Origin of the sequence: Pseudomonas sp. CP-1 (assembly GCF_021213715.1) — a bacterium.
Lineage (GTDB): Bacteria > Pseudomonadota > Gammaproteobacteria > Pseudomonadales > Pseudomonadaceae > Pseudomonas > Pseudomonas aeruginosa.
Map to the genome: position 1 here is coordinate 520801 of NZ_JAJQKY010000001.1, position 18761 is coordinate 539561.

14 protein-coding genes are annotated in these 18761 nt (G+C 62.9%); 3 read left to right on the forward strand and 11 right to left on the reverse strand.

Annotation, left to right across the window (positions count from 1 at the left end):
- Positions 1 to 14: 14 nt before the first annotated feature.
- From LT948_RS02530 to LT948_RS02565, 8 genes are all read right to left on the reverse strand, one after another.
- A complete protein-coding gene (locus LT948_RS02530; RefSeq protein ID WP_033995924.1) occupies positions 15 to 1430 on the reverse strand; it encodes an HlyD family type I secretion periplasmic adaptor subunit in 1416 nt (471 codons plus the stop codon).
- Entirely contained in the window at positions 1427 to 3583 is a 2157-nt protein-coding gene (locus tag LT948_RS02535) for a type I secretion system permease/ATPase (RefSeq protein WP_023088926.1), read from the reverse strand. Before LT948_RS02535 ends, LT948_RS02530 begins: the two co-directional genes overlap by 4 nt.
- A 44-nt stretch (positions 3584 to 3627) precedes the next feature.
- Entirely contained in the window at positions 3628 to 4854 is a 1227-nt protein-coding gene (locus LT948_RS02540; protein ID WP_023088927.1) for a glycosyltransferase family 4 protein, read from the reverse strand.
- A 545-nt stretch (positions 4855 to 5399) separates the two neighbouring features.
- Positions 5400 to 5867, reverse strand: coding sequence for a hypothetical protein (locus LT948_RS02545; protein ID WP_023980779.1), 468 nt, complete (start codon positions 5865 to 5867; stop codon positions 5400 to 5402).
- Between the two features lie 362 nt (positions 5868 to 6229).
- On the reverse strand, positions 6230 to 6784 hold the full coding sequence (locus LT948_RS02550; RefSeq protein ID WP_023092107.1) for a BRO-N domain-containing protein: 555 nt from the start codon (positions 6782 to 6784) through the stop codon (positions 6230 to 6232).
- 531 nt (positions 6785 to 7315) lie between these two features.
- Positions 7316 to 7849, reverse strand: coding sequence for an REP-associated tyrosine transposase (locus LT948_RS02555; RefSeq protein ID WP_003109068.1), 534 nt, complete (start codon positions 7847 to 7849; stop codon positions 7316 to 7318).
- Between the two features lie 354 nt (positions 7850 to 8203).
- Complete coding sequence (locus LT948_RS02560; protein ID WP_003086547.1) at positions 8204 to 9451, reverse strand: ribonucleotide-diphosphate reductase subunit beta; 1248 nt, start codon at positions 9449 to 9451, stop codon at positions 8204 to 8206.
- A 263-nt stretch (positions 9452 to 9714) separates the two neighbouring features.
- Positions 9715 to 12606, reverse strand: a complete 2892-nt coding sequence (locus LT948_RS02565; RefSeq protein ID WP_003082358.1) for a ribonucleoside-diphosphate reductase subunit alpha — start codon at positions 12604 to 12606, stop codon at positions 9715 to 9717.
- Positions 12607 to 13338: 732 nt separating this feature from the next.
- On the opposite strand from LT948_RS02565, the gene LT948_RS02570 reads away from it, so the two are divergent.
- The 3 genes from LT948_RS02570 to LT948_RS02580 all read left to right on the forward strand — a co-directional run bounded on the left by LT948_RS02570 (position 13339) and on the right by LT948_RS02580 (position 16278).
- Positions 13339 to 14049: a winged helix-turn-helix domain-containing protein gene (locus LT948_RS02570; protein WP_023092106.1), complete on the forward strand. Its 711-nt coding sequence runs from the start codon at positions 13339 to 13341 to the stop codon at positions 14047 to 14049.
- An 83-nt stretch (positions 14050 to 14132) separates the two neighbouring features.
- Positions 14133 to 15749, forward strand: a complete 1617-nt coding sequence (locus LT948_RS02575; protein ID WP_003109067.1) for an ATP-binding protein — start codon at positions 14133 to 14135, stop codon at positions 15747 to 15749.
- 319 nt (positions 15750 to 16068) lie between these two features.
- Complete coding sequence (locus LT948_RS02580; RefSeq protein ID WP_003082372.1) at positions 16069 to 16278, forward strand: cold-shock protein; 210 nt, start codon at positions 16069 to 16071, stop codon at positions 16276 to 16278.
- A gap of 105 nt (positions 16279 to 16383) precedes the next feature.
- Here the strand turns inward: LT948_RS02580 and LT948_RS02585 are convergent, their stop codons facing one another.
- Genes LT948_RS02585 through dapE form a run of 3 tightly spaced genes read right to left on the reverse strand, consistent with a single transcriptional unit; the run spans position 16384 to position 18739 of the window.
- A complete protein-coding gene (locus LT948_RS02585) occupies positions 16384 to 16767 on the reverse strand; it encodes a hypothetical protein (protein ID WP_003082373.1) in 384 nt (127 codons plus the stop codon).
- A 17-nt stretch (positions 16768 to 16784) separates the two neighbouring features.
- A complete protein-coding gene (locus LT948_RS02590) occupies positions 16785 to 17588 on the reverse strand; it encodes a putative RNA methyltransferase (protein WP_003140543.1) in 804 nt (267 codons plus the stop codon).
- Positions 17588 to 18739 carry a succinyl-diaminopimelate desuccinylase gene (gene dapE, locus LT948_RS02595; RefSeq protein ID WP_003082377.1) on the reverse strand — a complete coding sequence of 384 codons (1152 nt, stop codon included), beginning with the start codon at positions 18737 to 18739 and terminating at the stop codon, positions 17588 to 17590. Before dapE ends, LT948_RS02590 begins: the two co-directional genes overlap by 1 nt.
- Positions 18740 to 18761: the final 22 nt, after the last annotated feature.

The window sequence follows — 18761 nt, forward strand, 5'->3', positions numbered from 1 at the left end:
AGAAATACCTCTAACTATCTTTCGCCTAAACTTTCGTCCACATACTGCTTCAGCGGACTCAGGAAGTACTCAATGACTTTCCGTTTATCCGTCTTCACTTCCGCGCTCACCGCCATTCCCGGTGTCAAGGGAACCTCCCGATCACCTACGCGTATATGATTCTGCGCGAGCTGTATGCGCAGGCCATAAAGCAAACCTCTTTTCTCATCTTCGATGGCATCTTCGGAAACGCTCAGGACGGTGCCGTGGATGACGCCATACTTGGTGAACGTGAAGGTTTCCACCTTGATTTCCACTTCCTGCCCTGGTCCCACGAAGCCTATGTCCTTGTTCTCCAGCATCGCTTCCACTTCCACCGGCTGGTCCTTGGGAACGATGGCCATCAGGGGCTGGGCCTCGGTGACCACCCCGCCTTGGGTATGGATTGCCAGTTGCTGCACCGTGCCGTCGACCGGCGCGGTCAGGCGAGTCAAACGGTCCCGTTGTTCAGCCTTGAGCAGTTCTTGTGTCAAGGCTGCGGATTTCTGCTGGGACTCATGCTGCAGATCGAGCATCGTGCGCCGGGTCTGGGCAATAATGCTTTCACGGCGTTGTTCAGCCTCCCGACGGGAGGCCTGAAGCTCCAGCAGCTTCGCCTGTTGCACTGCGAGTTCCCGTTCCTGGTCGAGGCGTGACTGCTCCTTTTCCAGCCAGGCATGCTTGGCAACGAAATTGCGTGCCAGCAGACGCTTGTAGTCCTGGGCCAGTTGTTCGGCGATGGGCAAGGTCTTGCGTAGAGAGGCGATCATGGACAGGGCTGCCTGGATTTCCGCACTTCGCTGTTCGATAACGGCTTGCGCCTGATTGATATTGCTGCGTAGTTCCAGGTACTGCCCTTGCATCCAGACCTGTGCGGCGCGTTGCTGCTCCTCGTTGGCCTGACGTAGTCGCGATGCGATCGAGGCCGGTTCCTGGCCGCCCTCGATCGCCTCCAGCAAAACGGTGGCTCGTGCACTGTCCACCTGCGCGGCCATCAGGTCGCTCTTGAGTCGCTCGACGTCGGCAGTTGTCTGGCTGCCGTCGAGTTCCACCAGGAGGTCGCCGGCTTTTACCTGCTGCCCGTCATAGACATGGATCGCCTTGACCACGGCCACTTCTCTGGGCTGGATGACCTTGGTTTTGCCACTGGGGACGACTTTGCCCTGGGCACTGGCAACCACATCAATCTCGCCCAGGCAAGCCCAGAGTACGGCAAGCGCGAGGAACGCCATGATCGCCCATTTGATGTGGCGCGCCAGAGGGTTGACGGGTTGCTCCTGAAGCGACAGGGCCGCCGGCAGGAACTGTACTTCGTGCGGCAGGCGCGCCGGTGCCTCCATCGTCTGGCGGTTGTGCCAGGCCTGCGTCCAGGCCCGCCGGTAACGTTGCAGCAGTTCACGCCGGGCGTTCATGCGGCGTCCCCTTGCTGTAGGCGATACAACCGAGAGTAGTGCCCGGCCTGGTGGCTCAGCAGTTCGGAATGCGTGCCCTGTTCCACGATTTGCCCACGGTCCATCACGATGATCCGGTGGGCATCGCGCACGGCGCTTAGACGGTGCGCGATGATGATTACCGAGCGTCCCTGGCAGATGGCTTTCATATTCTGTTGGATGACTCGTTCGGACTCGTAATCCAGGGCGCTGGTCGCTTCGTCGAGGATTAGAACCCGAGGGTTGCCGATCAGCGCGCGGGCAATGGCGATGCGCTGTCGCTGTCCTCCGGAAAGGGAGGAGCCGTGCTCTCCTACCAGGGTGTCGTAGCCCTCGGGCAGTTCGAGAATAAACTCATGAGCGCCGGCCAAACGCGCAGCCTGGATCACGACCTCGATCGGTGCGCCGGGATCGGTCAGAGCAATGTTTTCTCGAATGCTGCGATTGAACAGCAGGTTATCCTGCAGCACCACGCCGATCTGCCGACGCAACGAGGATACGTCAGCCAGCGCCAGGTCCATGCCGTCGACCAGCACGCGTCCGCGCTCTGGGACGTACAGGCGCTGGAGCAACCGAGTCAGCGTACTCTTGCCGGACCCGGAGCGACCGACGATACCGATCACCTCTCCGGCCTGGACGGCAAGATTGATGCCGCGCAGCACTTCGGATCCATCCGAGCGATAACGAAAGTGCACTTGGTCGAACTCGATCCGTCCCTTCAAAGGTGGCAAGCTACTGCGCGTCGCCTGGGACAGTTCGGTCTGGCTATTGAGGATGTCTCCCAGACGTTGAACCGAGACGCCGGTCTGCTGAAAGTTGGTCCACAGTTGGGCTAGACGCATGATTGGTTGGGCGACTCGCCCGGCCAACATGTTGAAGGCGATCAGCTGTCCTACCGTCAGTTGTCCTTCTATGACAAGGCGAGCCCCCAGCCACAAGGTGGCTACCGTCACCAGCTTGCCAATCAGTGATACGCCCTCGTTGGCGAAGGTCGACAGGGTCTGGGTCTTGAAGCCGGCCGCCACGTAGCTCGCCAGTTGGTTGTCCCATTTCCGCATGGTCTGCGGTTCCACTGCCATGGCCTTGACCGTATCGATGCCGTTGATGGTCTCGACCAGAAAGGCCTGGTTTTCCGCGCCGCGATTGAAGCTTTCCTGTACCCGGGCTCGCAGCACGGGGGTAATCAACAGAGAGAGTCCGAAATATAAGGGCAAGGACAGCAGCACTACCAATGTGAGCCAGCCGCTGTAGAAGAACATCACGACGATGAACACCACGGAAAACAGCACGTCGAGCAGCAGGGTGATGGCATTGCCGGTCAGGAAGCTGCGAATGTTCTCCAGCTCCCGCACGCGTGCCACCGAGTCGCCCACCCGGCGGGCCTGAAAGTAGGCCAATGGCAGATTCAGCAAGTGACGGAACAGCCGCGCTCCCAGTTCCACGTCGATACGACTGGCAGTATGGGCAAAGACATAACTACGCAAGCCGCTCAGCAGACTTTCGAACAGCATGAGGCCGAGCAGGCCTATGGCGAGAACGTCCAGGGTGGACAGACCGCGATGGACCAGCACCTTGTCCATCACTACCTGGAAGAACAAAGGTGTCAGCAAGGCGAATATCTGCAGCACAAAGGAGGCCACCAGGACTTCGCCCAGCACCTTGCGGTATTTGACGATGGCTGGAATAAACCAAGTGAAGTCGAATCGGGAAAGCTCGGCTGACTGCGATGCTTCCGAGCGAAGCAGCACGAGTTCGCCACTCCAGCGGTTTTCCAGCGCCTCTAAGGTCAGTATCTCTGGGCGTTGCAGCAAAGGATCCTGGATCAGCGCCTTTCCTTGATCGATACGTGCAATGATGAAATATCCATTGTCGTTACCTCGGGCAATCGCCGGAAGCGGTGTGCGCGCCAGTCGGTCCGGCCGACTGCGTACCGACCGGGCTTTCAGCCCAAGCTTGCGCGCTGCCAGCAGAAGCTCGGGAGTGCCGAACTCCCCGCCAGTTGGGATGAACTCATGAGCCAACTGCTCGGGTGAGGCGGCCACCTGATGAAAGCGTGCCAGCATGACCAGGCAGGCCAAGCCACTGTCGAGGGCCGGAGGCTCAACCGTCTTGTTTTCAGGAGAGTCTTCACGCATGGAGTGTCCTTGCTTCGATAATTGCGTTCCGGATTCGGAATCGTTCAGGCCGGTGTAGGAGCAGATAGCGCCATGGCGTCCGCCAGCAGTTGGTGATAAGCCCGCAAGCCGTTGCTGACGCTGTAGCGTTGCGCGGTCAGGCGTGCTTCCTTGCGAAGTCCGGTTTGCTTCTGGGGGGCAGCGAGGAGGGCGAGTACTTGTGCGGCGATAGCATCAGGCGCAAAGAAGTCCACCAGATGGCCGTTGATGCCATCGCGAATGACCTCACGGACGGGCGCCGTATCGGATCCTACGATGGCACAGCCAGTAGCCATGGCTTCAAGCAGCGACCACGACAATACGAAGGGGTATGTCAGATACACATGGGCCGCTGAAATCTGAAGCACTTTCCGGTGGACGGAGTAGGGGACTTTGCCAAGAAAGTGAACCCTGCGGGCATCGATCTCCACTTCCGACAGCAATTTGTTCCGCCAGTTGGGGGCATCCTTGGGGCGGGGGCTGTAGCTGGACTGATCTCCCCCCACCACCACCACCTGCGCCTGCGGATGCCCTGCCAGAATTGCCGGAAGCGCCCGCATGAAGCTATGGAAGCCCCGATGGGGCTCAAGGTTGCGCGCCACATAGGTCACCACGGGCTGTCCCGCCCTGAGTGTCCGCCCATCGGGAAGCGTGAGGTTCGCCTGGGGATCGGGAAGCAACTCATCCGAGGGGATTCCCTCGTGCGCCACACGGATCTTGTCGTGATAGATCGAAGGGTGCAGCGAGTGCTGCCAGTGTGTAGGGGTGATGCCCAGATCGCATTGTTCGAGATTAAGCAGATGCTGGCTGTTACGCAGGCGTAAACGCGAGGCATCGTCCAGGCCAAGAGGGAATTGTGGATCGAAGTCCGCATCGGCTCCTTTGGCGTGGTAGTAGTATTCACAGAAATGGATCAGCGGTACGTGGGGGTATATGTCTTTGGCGAAAAGCGACTCCCCCCAACCGGGATGGGCCAATATGACATCCGGTCGATACCCTTTACTGCGCAGATTCAATAGCAGCCGAGCGACCTGCTGTCCATGCAGGACCGCATCTTCGAAGGATTTCAGATAGCCATGCGTCTGTGGGGCTGATTCCCGTGCAGGTCGATAGCGCACCAGAGGAACTCCCGGAAGGCCTGGAGCGCTATCTCTTCCGATAGCCAAGACTCGATGCAGTTGAGACCTTGACAGGTCCTGAGCGATGTAGCGGAACTGGCCTGGAAAATTCTGGTGGATCAAAAGGAGGTTCATGGGACCTCCTCAAGCGGTGAAGCAACTGGTGAGTTTTCATTCTCTTGAGCGCGGCTCGTGGGCATGGAGAAAACACCACGAGTCCACATGGAAACAGCCAATGGCATGCATTCCCATCCTTGGGTCACTGGGGGAGCAACAGCTTGTTCCTAGGAAATAAATGAATCTTGTTCAGGACTCATTCAGGTTTAAGGAACTTCAACCTATTTCATGGCTTTTTGTCATCATCTCATAGAGAGGAATGTGACGTGCTTCTCTCATCTCGGTGTGGCGTGCCGGAAATCAGACGCAGCGTCTTTCATCTTGTCAGCCTCAACTCCGTTCGAGGCCGGTGTTTGTCTTAGGCCCGGAACAGCGGGCGTGGGCTGTCGAGGAGTTGGGGGCAGTCGGAGAGGGGGATCCAGCTCTTGCCTTGCCGGTGCAGGGTGTCGATCTCGGCGGTCTGCCAGCGCGGAGCGCAAGGCCCGGTGGTGGGTGAAACGACTAGGATGGAGGTGCGGTGAGAACCGTTGGAGAATTGCCCCCTGGCGAGTTGGCTGTCGTACTCACCTCTTAAACTTCAGGATGATTGACGCAAGCAAATCACTCACTGTCCAAACCACTCCTCCCAGAATAGAAGCTCCCAGCAGAATCGATAGTTCCTTGCTGAATGAAGAAGCTCTCCTTGCGGATATATTGTCTCCCATCGCCCCAATACCCAGAATGCAAAGGCCAAGGTAAAACAGCGCTCTGAGGAAGAGATACTGCTCATGCCCCCTGAGAACCTTTGGTAGCCCTCCATTGGTGATATAAGTTGTGAGTATTATTAATGCGTGGGCCAAGCATGAAAGACTCAGAGAGAGTATGACAGCTCGCACAATGTCTCGACTCATATCGAAACCAATGCTGCTGTAGAACTTCCATACGCTTTCAACGAAGGGGGGCAGGCTGATCGGAGACCTTATCAAGAGTATTCCACTGAGCAGATAAAGCGCTGCTACAGCGATAACGCACCACTTCTTGTCGCTCACCATGTTCCTCTCATTAGTCGAATAGCGTTTCTGGTGAGCCATTCAAGTGGACTTCCAGTGGTCTTTGTGTCGCTCTGCGGGCCTTTGCCATCACTGCTTACAATAAAATGTGATCTAGATCTCTATTGGTGGTGGCATAAGTTTCAGTAAGTGCTCCGGCCGCTTGTCTGGTAACCAGACGATTCGAACGAGGGGCTTTGGAAGGACCTTGGCTTTGGTATTTCTGCGGGGCCCTGGGTAGCAACAGGGCTTGGAAATTCAGTCCTGGGATCTGTACAGACGAGCGTGCCGGGGCATTGGGGAAAGGTTGCCAAAGGTCGTGCTGTTGTTACAAGCCCTGACTCCTTTCAGGGCGTATGACGGGGTCAGGCCCGGATCAGCGGGCGTGGGCTGTCGAGGAGGTGGGGGCAGTCGGAGAGGGGGATCCAGGTCTTGCCTTGCCAGTGCAGGGTGTCGATCTCGGCGGTTTTCCAGTGCAGCACGGCGCGCTGGGGCGTGGCGTTGGGGCGGGACTGGCTGCGCAGGCGTGGCAGCACTGAGCCGCTGACCCAACGGCGCAAACTCCGTGCCGCGCCAGGCACTGCGAGCCAGAGCAGAGCGTAGAGCCCGGACTCGCTGACCAGGCAGTCCTGGCGTGGCCCGTGGCGTTCGTCATGGAGCCAGGCGAGCCGCCACTGATCGGCATCCAGGTGCCGTTCCAGTGCATGGCAGAGGGCGAACAAGCGCTCGCGCTGCTCCGCCGTCGCCAGCGGCCACGGCGCCTCGTCACACAACGCCGCCGGCGCCCGACCGCCCAGGTAACGGCCCAGCAGCCGTACCAGGTCGGAGAGCACGAACCAGCCTTCCTCATCCAGCAGCACGGCGTGCAGGACCCGATGGTGGTGGGTGAAACGGCTGGGTTGGAGGAGGGTGTCAGACATGGCGCACCTCCGGGGAGGTGGTGTTGGTGTCGTGCCGCGAGGGGATGAATGGGGTGGGTTGAAAACGAATGGCATACGCATTTCCTCAATGGAATACACCGCTACTTTCGGGAGCGGTTTGCCGCTGGGTGGTATGCGTTCTTAGCGCCGAAGAATGATTATGGAGCGCACCGATAGCGGTCAACGGTAGGGCGAATAACTGCAAAGCAGTTATCCGCCGATTCTCTGAAGCCATTGCTTGTACATCGACTTGACGAAGTTCTTTCAATCCCCCGATGCTCGGGCGTTACAGGAAAATCCTGTGTAGTTGCGGATAACGCTTCGCGTTATTCGCCCTACCTCTTCCAGAGAAACATCCGACGCTCCGGTCCGCCCCATCAGGAGGCCGAGCGGAATCGTCGTGTAGGAGGTCGAATGCAGGGGCAAGCGCTTTGGTTACTTTCTCGGGGCTGGCCATCCTGCGAGGCCGAGAAAAAGACTTGGTAGCCGGGGTAGAGCGAGTAACGGCACAGCCGTTATCCGCCAGCAGACTCAAACCCGCTCCGCCGCTCGGACCTCCAAGGAAGGATCACCGGCCCAATCCTCGGGATAAAGCCCTTCAGCCACGGCCCGGTGGAAGGTGGAGAAGGGCCAATCCTTGACCGCCGTAACCAGCCCGTGTTTCACAGGGTTGAGATGGATGTAGTCGAAATGGCGCCGGTAGTCCGTGTCATTGCGAATCAGGTGTTCCCAGTAGCGCTGCTGCCAGATGGCGCGTTGTGCTCGCCGCCGTTGCGCGAAGGTACGTGATTCGTGGCAGGGGATGCGCCGTGCGAAGCCGGACTTGATGACCTTCCAGCGGGTGGCAAAATCGGCGTCGTCGGGCGGCAGGGTCCAGAGGCAATGCATGTGCTCCGGCAGCACGACCCAGGCATCGATGCGGAAGGGATGCCGGCGCCTGGTCTGGGCGACCACGCGGCGCAGCAGGTCGATTTCGCGGGTCAGCAGGTTGGAGCGGCGGTCATGCAGGGTGACGGTGAAGAAATAGGTGCCGCCGGGGACCCAGGTTCGTCGGTAGCTTGGCATTGGGGATCGTCCGTGTATCCAGAAGGATTTCGGAGCGTACCTTGGCCAGCTGGCGGATAACGCTGCGCGTTATTCGCCCTACGGAGATTTCAGATTGAGCGAATGGTTGGGCATGTTTTTATTTCTTGTTTTCTAGGGCTGTTTGACTCAAATAGTCTGTCGATGGTGTCTTGGGGATAGTGAGCTTGGCACATATCTTCTATTTGATTTGGTGAATTAACTTGCTGAACACCTTGGGTTTTTATTTCTCTTTAATGAAGAACCCCGCACAAGGCGGGGCTCTTTATCTCTACCACTGTCCCGAAATCCCTTTCCGGCGACAGCGTCTAACGGTCTTGACCTAAATCGAGAATCTCAATCCCAGCTCAGTGCTCCGCCCGTCTGGTACTCGATAACCCGCGTCTCGAAGAAGTTCTTCTCCTTCTTCAGGTCCATGATCTCCGACATCCACGGGAACGGATTGGTGGTCCCCGGATACTCTTCCTTCAGGCCGATCTGGGTCAGGCGCCGGTTGGCGATGAACTTCAGGTAGTCCTCCATCATCGCCGCGTTCATGCCCAGCACCCCGCGCGGCATGGTGTCGCGCGCGTATTCGATCTCCAGCTGGGTGCCCTGGAGGATCATCTGGGTCGCCTCGTCCTTCATCTGGGCGTCCCACAGGTGCGGGTTCTCGATCTTGATCTGGTTGATCACGTCGATACCGAAGTTCAGGTGCATCGACTCGTCGCGGAGGATGTACTGGAACTGCTCGGCGGTGCCGGTCATCTTGTTGCGGCGGCCCATGGAGAGGATCTGGGTGAAGCCGCAGTAGAAGAAGATGCCTTCCAGCACGCAGTAGTAGGCGATCAGGTTGCGCAGGAACTGGCGGTCGGTTTCCGGGGTGCCGGTCTGGAACATCGGGTCGGAGATCGAGCGGGTGTACTTCAGGCCCCAGGAGGCCTTCTTCGCCACGCTGGGGATCTCGTGGTACATGTTGAAGATCTCGCCCTCGTCCATGCCCAGCGACTCGATGCAGTACTGGTAGGCGTGGGTGTGGATCGCCTCTTCGAAGGCCTGGCGCAGGATGTACTGGCGGCACTCGGGGTTGGTGATCAGGCGGTACACGGCCAGCACCAGGTTGTTGGCGACCAGGGAGTCGGCGGTGGAGAAGAAGCCGAGGTTGCGCATGACGATGCGCCGCTCGTCTTCGCTGAGGCCGTCCTTGCTCTTCCACAGGGCGATGTCGGCGTTCATGTTGACTTCCTGCGGCATCCAGTGGTTGGCGCAACCATCCAGATACTTCTGCCAGGCCCAGTCGTACTTGAAGGGAACGAGCTGGTTGAGGTCGGCGCGGGCGTTGATCATCTGCTTGTCGCCGACCTGCACGCGCGCGGCGGAGCCTTCGAGGTCGTCCAGGCCTTCCTGGATGTCGAGGTCGTTCAGGGCCTTCTTGGCGCGGGCGACGGCGTCGGAGTCGTCGGCGGAAACGGCGCGCGCTTCTTCCACCGAGCCGGCGGCTTCGTCGTCCAGCTTGTCATGGCCCTGGGCAACGGCCTGGGCGGCGGCGGGCGCGGCCTTGGCTTCGGTCGGGTCTTCTTTGTCGAATTCGTCCCAGCTCAGCATCTTGCTCTCTCCTGGTCTGGCGGCCGTCTCGGCGGCCTGGATATGGGGCGTGAGGTGCACGCGAAAGCGGTGGTCCGGCACGGTCTGGCCGGGCCGTTCTTCTCCCCCGGAGGGAAGAAGGGGATTGTTCCTGGCCCTGGCGAGGGGCCTTGCGCTGCCAGCGTGGCGCTGGACGAGCGACCGTCAGGCGCCGGGCAGGCCGGACCCACACGAGGAGTCCGGCTTGCCCGGCCGCGACACGGACGCCGTTCAGCGACGCGCGATCACTGGCAGGCTTCGCAGTCGGGGTTGTCGATGCTGCATGCCTGCGGCACCGGCGCCGGCTTCGGCTCGGCGGCCGGGGCGGCTTGCAGGCCGTCGTTGCCACCGGCCGACACGGCGTTGAGCTTGCCGGTGTTGATGGTGGACTTCTCGGTGCTGGTGGCGGCCAGGGCACGGAGGTAGTAGGTGGTCTTCAGGCCGCGGAACCAGGCCATGCGGTAGGTCACGTCGAGCTTCTTGCCCGAGGCGCCGGCGATGTACAGGTTCAGCGACTGGGCCTGGTCGATCCACTTCTGGCGACGGCTGGCGGCTTCGACGATCCAGCGGGTCTCGACTTCGAACGCGGTGGCGTAGAGGTCCTTGAGGTCCTGCGGGATGCGCTCGATCTGCTGCACGGAACCGTCGTAGTACTTCAGGTCGTTGACCATGACCGGGTCCCACAGGCCGCGGGCCTTGAGGTCGCGCACCAGGTAGGGGTTGATCACGGTGAACTCGCCGGAGAGGTTCGACTTCACGTACAGGTTCTGGTAGGTCGGCTCGATCGACTGCGAGACGCCGGTGATGTTGGCGATGGTCGCGGTCGGCGCGATGGCCATGATGTTCGAGTTGCGGATGCCTTTCTGTACGCGCTCGCGCAGCGGCGCCCAGTCGAGGGTTTCCGACAGGTCGACTTCGATGTACTTGGCGCCGCGCTCTTCGATCAGCTTCTTCTCCGAGTCGATCGGCAGGATGCCTTGCGACCACAGCGAGCCCTGGAAGGTCTGGTAGGCGCCGCGCTCGTCGGCCAGGTCGCAGGAAGCCTGGATCGCGTAGTAGCTGATGGCTTCCATGGACTGGTCGGCGAAGGCGATGGCCGCGTCCGAACCGTAGGGGATGTGCTGCAGGTACAGGGCGTCCTGGAAGCCCATGATGCCCAGGCCGACCGGACGGTGCTTGAAGTTGGAGTTCTGCGCCTGCGGGACCGAGTAGTAGTTGATGTCGATGACGTTATCGAGCATGCGTACCGCGGTCTTGACGGTCTTCTCCAGCTTGGCGGTGTCCAGCTTGCCGTCGACGATGTGGTTGACCAGGTTGATCGAGCCCAGGTTGCAGACGGCGATCTCGTCCTTGTTGGTGTTCAGGGTGATCTCGGTGCAGAGGTTCGAGCTGTGCACCACGCCCACGTGCTGCTGCGGGCTGCGCAGGTTGCACGGGTCCTTGAAGGTCAGCCACGGGTGGCCGGTCTCGAATAGCATGGAGAGCATCTTGCGCCACAGGTCCTTGGCCTGGACGACTTTGTGCAGCTTCAGCTTGCCGTAGCTGGCCAGGGCCTCGTAGTACTCGTAGCGCTCCTCGAAGGCCTTGCCGTAGAGGTCGTGCAGGTCGGGGACGTCGGACGGCGAGAAGAGGGTCCAGGAGCCGTCGTCGAAGACGCGCTTCATGAACAGGTCGGGGATCCAGTTGGCGGTGTTCATGTCGTGGGTACGACGACGGTCGTCACCGGTGTTCTTGCGCAGCTCGAGGAATTCCTCGATGTCCAGGTGCCAGGTCTCCAGGTAGGCGCAGACCGCGCCCTTGCGCTTGCCGCCCTGGTTGACCGCGACCGCGGTGTCATTGACCACTTTCAGGAAGGGCACGACGCCCTGGGACTTGCCGTTGGTGCCCTTGATGTAGGAGCCCAGCGCGCGCACCGGGGTCCAGTCGTTGCCCAGGCCGCCGGCGAATTTCGACAGCATGGCGTTGTCGTGGATGGCACCGTAGATGCCCGACAGGTCGTCCGGCACGGTGGTCAGGTAGCAGCTGGAGAGCTGCGGACGCAGGGTGCCGGCGTTGAACAGGGTGGGGGTGGAACTCATGTAGTCGAAGGACGACAGCAGGTTGTAGAACTCGATGGCGCGTGCCTCGCGGTCCTTCTCCTCGATGGCCAGGCCCATGGCCACGCGCATGAAGAAGATCTGCGGCAGTTCGAAGCGGATGCCGTCCTTGTGGATGAAGTAGCGGTCGTACAGGGTCTGCAGGCCGAGGTAGGTGAACTGCTGGTCGCGCTCGTGATCGATGGCCTTGCCCAGTTTCTCCAGGTCGAATTCCTTCAGCTTGGCATCGACCAGCTCGAACTCGGCGCCTTTCTCGATGTAGGCCGGCAGGGCCTTGGCGTACAGCTCGGCCATTTCGTGATGGGTGGCGCTCTCGGCCACGCCGAGGAAGCCCAGGGCTTCGGCGCGCAGGGTGTCCATCAGGAGGCGGGCGGTGACGTAGGAGTAGTTCGGCTCGCGCTCGACCAGGGTGCGCGCGGTCATCACCAGGGCGGTGTTGACGTCCTTCTCGGCGACGCCATCGTAGAGGTTCTTCAGGGTCTCGCGCTCGATCAGCGCGCCGTCCACCTCGGCCAGGCCTTCGCAGGCTTCGCTGATGATGGTGTTCAGGCGGCCCATGTCCAGCGGCGACAGGCTGCCGTCGGCGCGGGTGATGCGGATGCTCGGGTGCGGCTGGGCGACGTCGCTGGCGGCGCCGGCGTTCTTGCGCTCGGCGGCGCGGGCTTCGCGGTAGATCACGTAGTCGCGGGCGACCTTCTGCTCGCCGGCGCGCATCAGGGCCAGTTCGACCTGGTCCTGGATCTCTTCGATGTGGATGGTGCCGCCGGACGGCATGCGGCGCTTGAAGGTGGCGGTGACCTGCTCGGTCAGGCGGCGCACGGTGTCATGGATACGCGACGAGGCGGCGGCGGTGCCGCCTTCCACGGCGAGGAACGCCTTGGTGATGGCCACGGTGATCTTGTCATCGGTGTAGGGGACTACGGTGCCGTTGCGCTTGATCACGCGCAGCTGGCCCGGCGCGGTGGCGGCCAGATCCTGCGACGAATCGGCGGCCTGCGGCGCGCTGGCCTGCGGGTTCTCGCGTGTGGTGTCGGTATGCATGGGTGGGTATCTCCACGTTTTCGTAATGGTTTTGCTAGCGGGCGCCGGGGCGCCCATTCCCTTGAATCGATAAAGAGCCGGGCAGCCGGCCTTGCGGCGGCTGCTTCATTCGAATGCTGAGGGTGGGGACTGTGCGTGCCTCCCTGGCCCTGGCGGGTTCGTGGCGTTTTGCCGTCGAACACAATACCTAGTGGTGTTGACTGTCTGTTTACAGCGTCCGTTGCAACACCCGTACCGCTTTTCCATCGTCATGAAGGGCTCCTTGCGGTGAGCGCCGTCGATGCTTTCAGTACGTCTGGAAAATGCTTTTTTGCGGAGCCGCCGGAGCCATCAGAGTGGTCCGTGCGCGGTTGGTTCCGTTGTAGCCGTTCGTGCGCTCGAAACCCAAGATATAGGGGGTGGCGACGATGGGGATACAAGATAATGCGCTAATGGGGTGTTTGCAAGGTGACAGTCTGGGGGAAACCTGTGGATAAAGTGTGGGTCTTCTGTGCGTGAGTCCTAGGAAGCGTCCGTAGGCCGCGGCAGCGCTGGAGAATGCCATTCGTCGCCCTCGGAAAGCACCGGCGCAGACCTACTCCCCAACCTTTCGGGGCGCGCACCCTACCCACAATATGTAGTGTTTGCAAGATGTTCCTCGCGTGCTGCCGCGCGGCCCCCGTATTGGCTACAATGCGGGCCGCTCTGAGGGGGCCGCGCGGCGGCTCCGGGACCGCGATACGAGGAGGCTGTGTGGAGCAAGAAGCCTGGCGCATCCTGATCGTCGAGGACGATGGACGTCTGGCCGAGCTGACCCGGGAATACCTGGAAGGCAACGGCCTGAAGGTCGACATCGAAGCCAACGGCGCACTGGCGGCGGCGCGTATCCTCGCCGAACGCCCGGACCTGGTGGTGCTCGACCTGATGCTGCCGGGCGAGGACGGTCTGTCCATCTGCCGCCAGGTGCGTCCGCAGTTCGACGGTCCGATCCTGATGCTCACCGCGCGCACCGACGACATGGACGAGGTGCTCGGCCTGGAGATGGGCGCCGACGACTACGTGTGCAAGCCGGTGCGCCCGCGTGTGCTGCTGGCGCGCATCCGTGCCCTGTTGCGGCGCAGCGAGGCGCCGGAAGCGGGCGCCCAGGCGGCGGACAGCAAACGCCTGGCGTTCGGTCGCCTGGTGATCGACAACGCGATGCGCGAGGCCTGGCTGGACGGGACCACCATCGAGCTGACCAGCGCTGAGTTCGACCTGCTCTGGCTGCTGGCGGCGAACGCCGGGCGGATTCTCTCCCGCGAGGAGATCTTCAACGCCCTGCGCGGCATCGAGTACGACGGCCAGGACCGCTCCATCGACGTGCGCATCTCGCGGATCCGCCCGAAGATCGGCGACGACCCGATGCACCCGCGGCTGATCAAGACCGTGCGCAGCAAGGGCTACCTGTTCGTCGGCGAGGGCTGAGGCGCTTTTTTCCTTCGGGCCGGGGCGCGGGCGTCCCGGTCGGCCAGAATCAACAGCAGCGGACAGCGGCCGGGGGCTCGCCGATGAAATCCATCTTCCTGCGCATCTATGGCGGCATGCTCCTGGCCCTGCTGCTGGTCAGCGGCCTGGGCCTGCTCGGCCTGCACTGGATCAACGAGGTGCGCGGCGAGCACTACCGCGAGGAGCTGGCGCGCGGCACCTTCCGCCTGATGGCCGACAACCTGCAACCGATGACCGCCACCGAGCGCAAGCGCGCCCTGGCGCAGTGGAGCCGCTTGCTGGGGATTCCCCTGCAACTGCGCGGGCTGGATGAGCTGCGGATGGATGGACGCAGCCGCGCGCGCCTGATGAACGGCCAGGTGCTGGTGAAGCAGACCGCCGAGCACGCCGTCACCGTCTATACCCAGGCCAGCGCCGCCGAGAACCTGGTGCTCAGCGGCGAGGTGCAGCAGGTCAGCGAGCAACTGGCGCGGGCCACGGTCTATCTGCTGATGGACGAACTGGTGCGCTACCCGGCCAGCGAACAGCCTTACCACCTGGCGCGGATCGTCCGCGACAAGCGCTTCGGCTTCCCGGTGCACCTGCTCCAGGTCAAGGAACTGGACCTCGACGACGACCAGCGCCGGCGGGTGGTGGAGGGCGACACGGTGATGGCGCTGGGCAAGGACGGCGACTCGATCCGCATCTTCGCCGGCATCCTCGACACGCCCTGGGTGCTGGAGCTGGGCCCACTGTTCCAGATGAACCTCTATCCGCCGCAGCTGCTGTTGCTGCTCGGCGCGCTGTGCCTGAGCTTCATCGGCCTGATCACCTACCTGCTGGTGCGTCGTCTGGAGCAGCGCCTGCGCAGCCTGGAGGCGGCCGCCACGCGGATCGCCCGCGGCAGTCTGGATACCCGCGTCGAGGTGCGCGGCGGCGACTCGGTGGGACGCCTGGGCGCGGCCTTCAACCATATGGCCGAGCACATCCACCGGCTGCTGACGGTGCAGCGCGAGATGGTTCGCGCGGTGTCCCACGAGCTGCGCACGCCGGTGGCGCGGTTGCGCTTCGGCCTGGAGATGATCGAGACCGCCGAGACCGACGGCGCCCGCCTGAAGTACCTGGAGGGCATGGACAACGATATCCAGGACCTCGACAAGCTGGTCGACGAGATGCTCACCTACGCGCGCCTGGAACAGGGCTCGCCGCCGCTGACCTACCAGCGCCTGGAGCTGGGCGTGCTGGTGCGCCAGGTGGTGGAGGAGATCGCCCCGCTGCGCCGCGAGGTGCTGGTCAGTTGCGAGGAGGGCGCGCTGGTGCCTGAGGAGCTGGGCAGTTGGATCGAGGCCGAGCCGCGCTACCTGCATCGGGCCTTGCAGAACCTGCTGACCAATGCGCTGCGGCATGCCGATCGTCGGGTCAGGATCAGCTACCGGGTCAGCCTGGAGCGTTGCCGGGTGGATGTCGAGGACGACGGGCCGGGGGTGCCGGAGGCGCAATGGGAGCGGCTCTTTACGCCATTCCTACGCCTGGACGATAGCCGGACCCGTGCTTCCGGCGGGCATGGCCTGGGACTGTCCATCGTCCGGCGGATCGTCTACTGGCATGGCGGCCGGGCCTCCATCGGCCGCAGCGAGACTCTGGGCGGCGCCTGCTTCACCCTGGCCTGGCCGCGCAAGGCAGGTCTGCGCGACCGCTGAAAAGTTGACGGAAATATGGCGGCTAGCTATCTGCAAGTGCTTGCGCAGACGTATTCCAGGCGTAGCGAAAACATATCGAAAGGCCAGTCCCGCCGGGCGTGGCGGGTATTCCGCCAGGGGCTAAAAAAGTCCTTTTCAGTTGGACTCGTTTGTTTATACTCCGGGACGCGGTGGCTAGTGGAACGCCATTCGAAATGCCCGCTCCAACGGCATTTTGCCGGGGTCGGATAACAAGAACAGCGTTGCGCAGCCGAACCGTCGAAGTCTTCCCGGATTGGGAAGGCCACTTATAAAAAATTGCAAGTTGGAGAGTGTGGTAATGGCTGATCGTGAGGTCGGAACCGTCAAGTGGTTCAATGACGCCAAAGGTTATGGATTCATTCAACGCGATAGCGGTCCGGACGTGTTCGTTCACTACCGCGCCATCCGCGGCGAGGGTCACCGCTCCCTGGTGGAAGGCCAGAAAGTGGAATTCTCGGTGATCCAGGGCCAGAAAGGCCTGCAAGCGGAAGACGTCTCCAAGGTCTGATTCCCGCAAGCAAAAGCCCGTCGCGAGACGGGCTTTTGTCATCCAGCGCATCCACCCCGCCAGGCCCCCGTTGGGCGGCCCCTCGCAGCGCGGGGTTTTCGTCGTTCAGGCGGTGCGCCAGGTAATTTCCTCGACGCCCCCGGCGTCGACCCGCAGCCAGCGGTCGGCGTCCTCTTCGCCCTGGTTTTCCTCCCAGCCGCCCGGCGCGCAGCGGATCTCCACGCCGAGCGCGGCATGCGCGGCCCTGGCGCAGGCGAGGTCGTCGTCCCAGGGCGTGCTGTCGCTCTCCAAGAACAGGCTGTGCCACTTGCCCACCGCCTTCGGCAGCCAGGTGACGCGCACCGCACCGTGCTCGCCGCGGGCGGTGCACTTGAGGGTCTGGCCGTGCTCCTGCCATGGGCCGCAGGGCCCCAGCGCCTGTTCCAGCCAGGCGGCGACGGCCGCGTGCTCGGCGTCTTTCAGGTAGATCTCGATATCCGGTTGGCGCATGGGGTCCTCGGGGACGGTCAGTCGCGTTGCAGCCAATCGTAGCGCACCGCCACGCTGACTTCGAAGGGTTCGGCCAGGATTCGCGCGCGGCGCTCGGGGTTGACCCGCCAGCCGTGCGGGGTCATGGCCAGGAGGTTTTCCCGCGCGTCGTAGCTGTCCAGCGCCAGGCGGAACTCGAGGGTCTCGGTGTGGCGCAGGCTCAGTTGCGCGGGCAGGCCGGCGAGGTGCTTGTCGTCGGCGTAGTCGCGCACGTCGTCATAGAGCCGCTGGCGCAGTTCCAGCAGGTGCGCGCTGGCCGGGCCCAGGCGCAGTACGCCGCCGCCGGGGGCGAGGACGCGCACGGCTTCGTTCCAGTCGATCGGGCTGAACACGCTGGCGATCAGCTCGCAACTGGCGTCGGCTAGCGGCAGCCGGGCCATGCTCGCCACCAGCCAGGACAACTGCGGCGCGCGGCGGCAGGCGCGTTTCACCGCCTCGCGGGAGATATCCAGGGCGTAGCCCTCGGCGCCGGCCAGGGCTTCGCCGAGCCGGGCGCTGTAGTAGCCCTCGCCGCAGCCGATATCCAGCCAGCGTCGCGGCGCGCGTTCGACGGCCAGTTCGGCCAGGCGCCGGGCCAGCGGCGCGTAGTGGCCGGCGCCGAGGAACTGGCGACGGGCCTCGACCATGGCGGCGTTGTCGCCCGGATCGAGGCTTTTCTTATGCTGCACCGGCAGCAGGTTCAGGTAGCCCTGGCGGGCGCGGTCGAAGCGGTGCCCGGCGGGGCAGGCGACGCCGTTGTCGACCTCGCCCAGGGCGGCGGAGCAGAGCGGGCAGATCAGCATCAGGCGAGCAGCCTCACCAGGGTCTGGTAGTAGATTTCGGTGAGCAGCTCCAGGTCGCTGGCCAGGACCCGCTCGTTGACCTGGTGGATGGTGGCGTTGACCGGGCCGAGTTCGACCACCTGGGTGCCCATGGTGGCGATGAAGCGTCCGTCGGAGGTGCCGCCGCTGGTCGAGGGCTGGGTCTCGCGGCCGGTGACCGCCCTGATGCTGGCGGCCACCGCATCGAGCAGTTCGCCCGGCTCGGTGAGGAACGGCAGGCCGGACAGCGCCCATTCGACGTGCCAGTCCAGGCCGTGCTTGTCGAGGATCGCCTCGACGCGTTTCTGCAGGCCTTCGACGGTGGATTCGGTGGAGAAGCGGAAGTTGAACAGCGCGGTCAGTTCACCGGGGATGACGTTGGTGGCGCCGGTGCCGGAGTTCAGGTTGGAAACCTGGAAGCTGGTCGGCGGGAAGAAGGCATTGCCGTCGTCCCAGTGTTCCGCCGCCAGTTCGGCCAGCGCCGGGGCGGCCAGGTGGATCGGGTTCTTCGCCAGGTGCGGGTAGGCCACATGGCCCTGTACGCCGCGGATGGTCAGCTTGGCGCCAAGGGAGCCGCGGCGGCCGTTCTTCACCACGTCGCCGACCAGGCTGGTGCTCGACGGTTCGCCGACGATGCACCAGTCCAGGCGCTCGCCGCGTGCGGCGAGGCGTTCGACCACCGCCTTGGTGCCGTGGTGGGCCGGGCCTTCCTCGTCGCTGGTGATGAGGAAGGCGATGGCGCCCTTGTGCTCCGGGTGGTCGGCGACGAAGCGCTCGACGGCGACGATCATCGACGCCAGGCTGCCTTTCATGTCCGCCGCGCCGCGCCCGCAGAGCATGCCCTGGTCGTCGATCAGGGCGTCGAAGGGTTGGTGCTGCCAGGCCTGCAGCGGGCCGGTGGGCACCACGTCGGTGTGCCCGGCGAAGCACAGCACCGGGCCGTCGCCGCCGCGCCGTGCCCAGAAGTTGTCCACCTCCTCGATGCGCATCGGCTCCAGGGCGAAGCCGGCGGCTTCCAGGCGGCGCATCATCAGGGCCTGGCAGTCGGCGTCGAGGGGCGTGACGGAGGGGCGGCGGATCAACTCGCAGGCGAGTTCGAGGGTCGGCGAGAGACTCGGCGAAGAGGCGGTCATGGGGAGGGCATCCTGAGCGGGT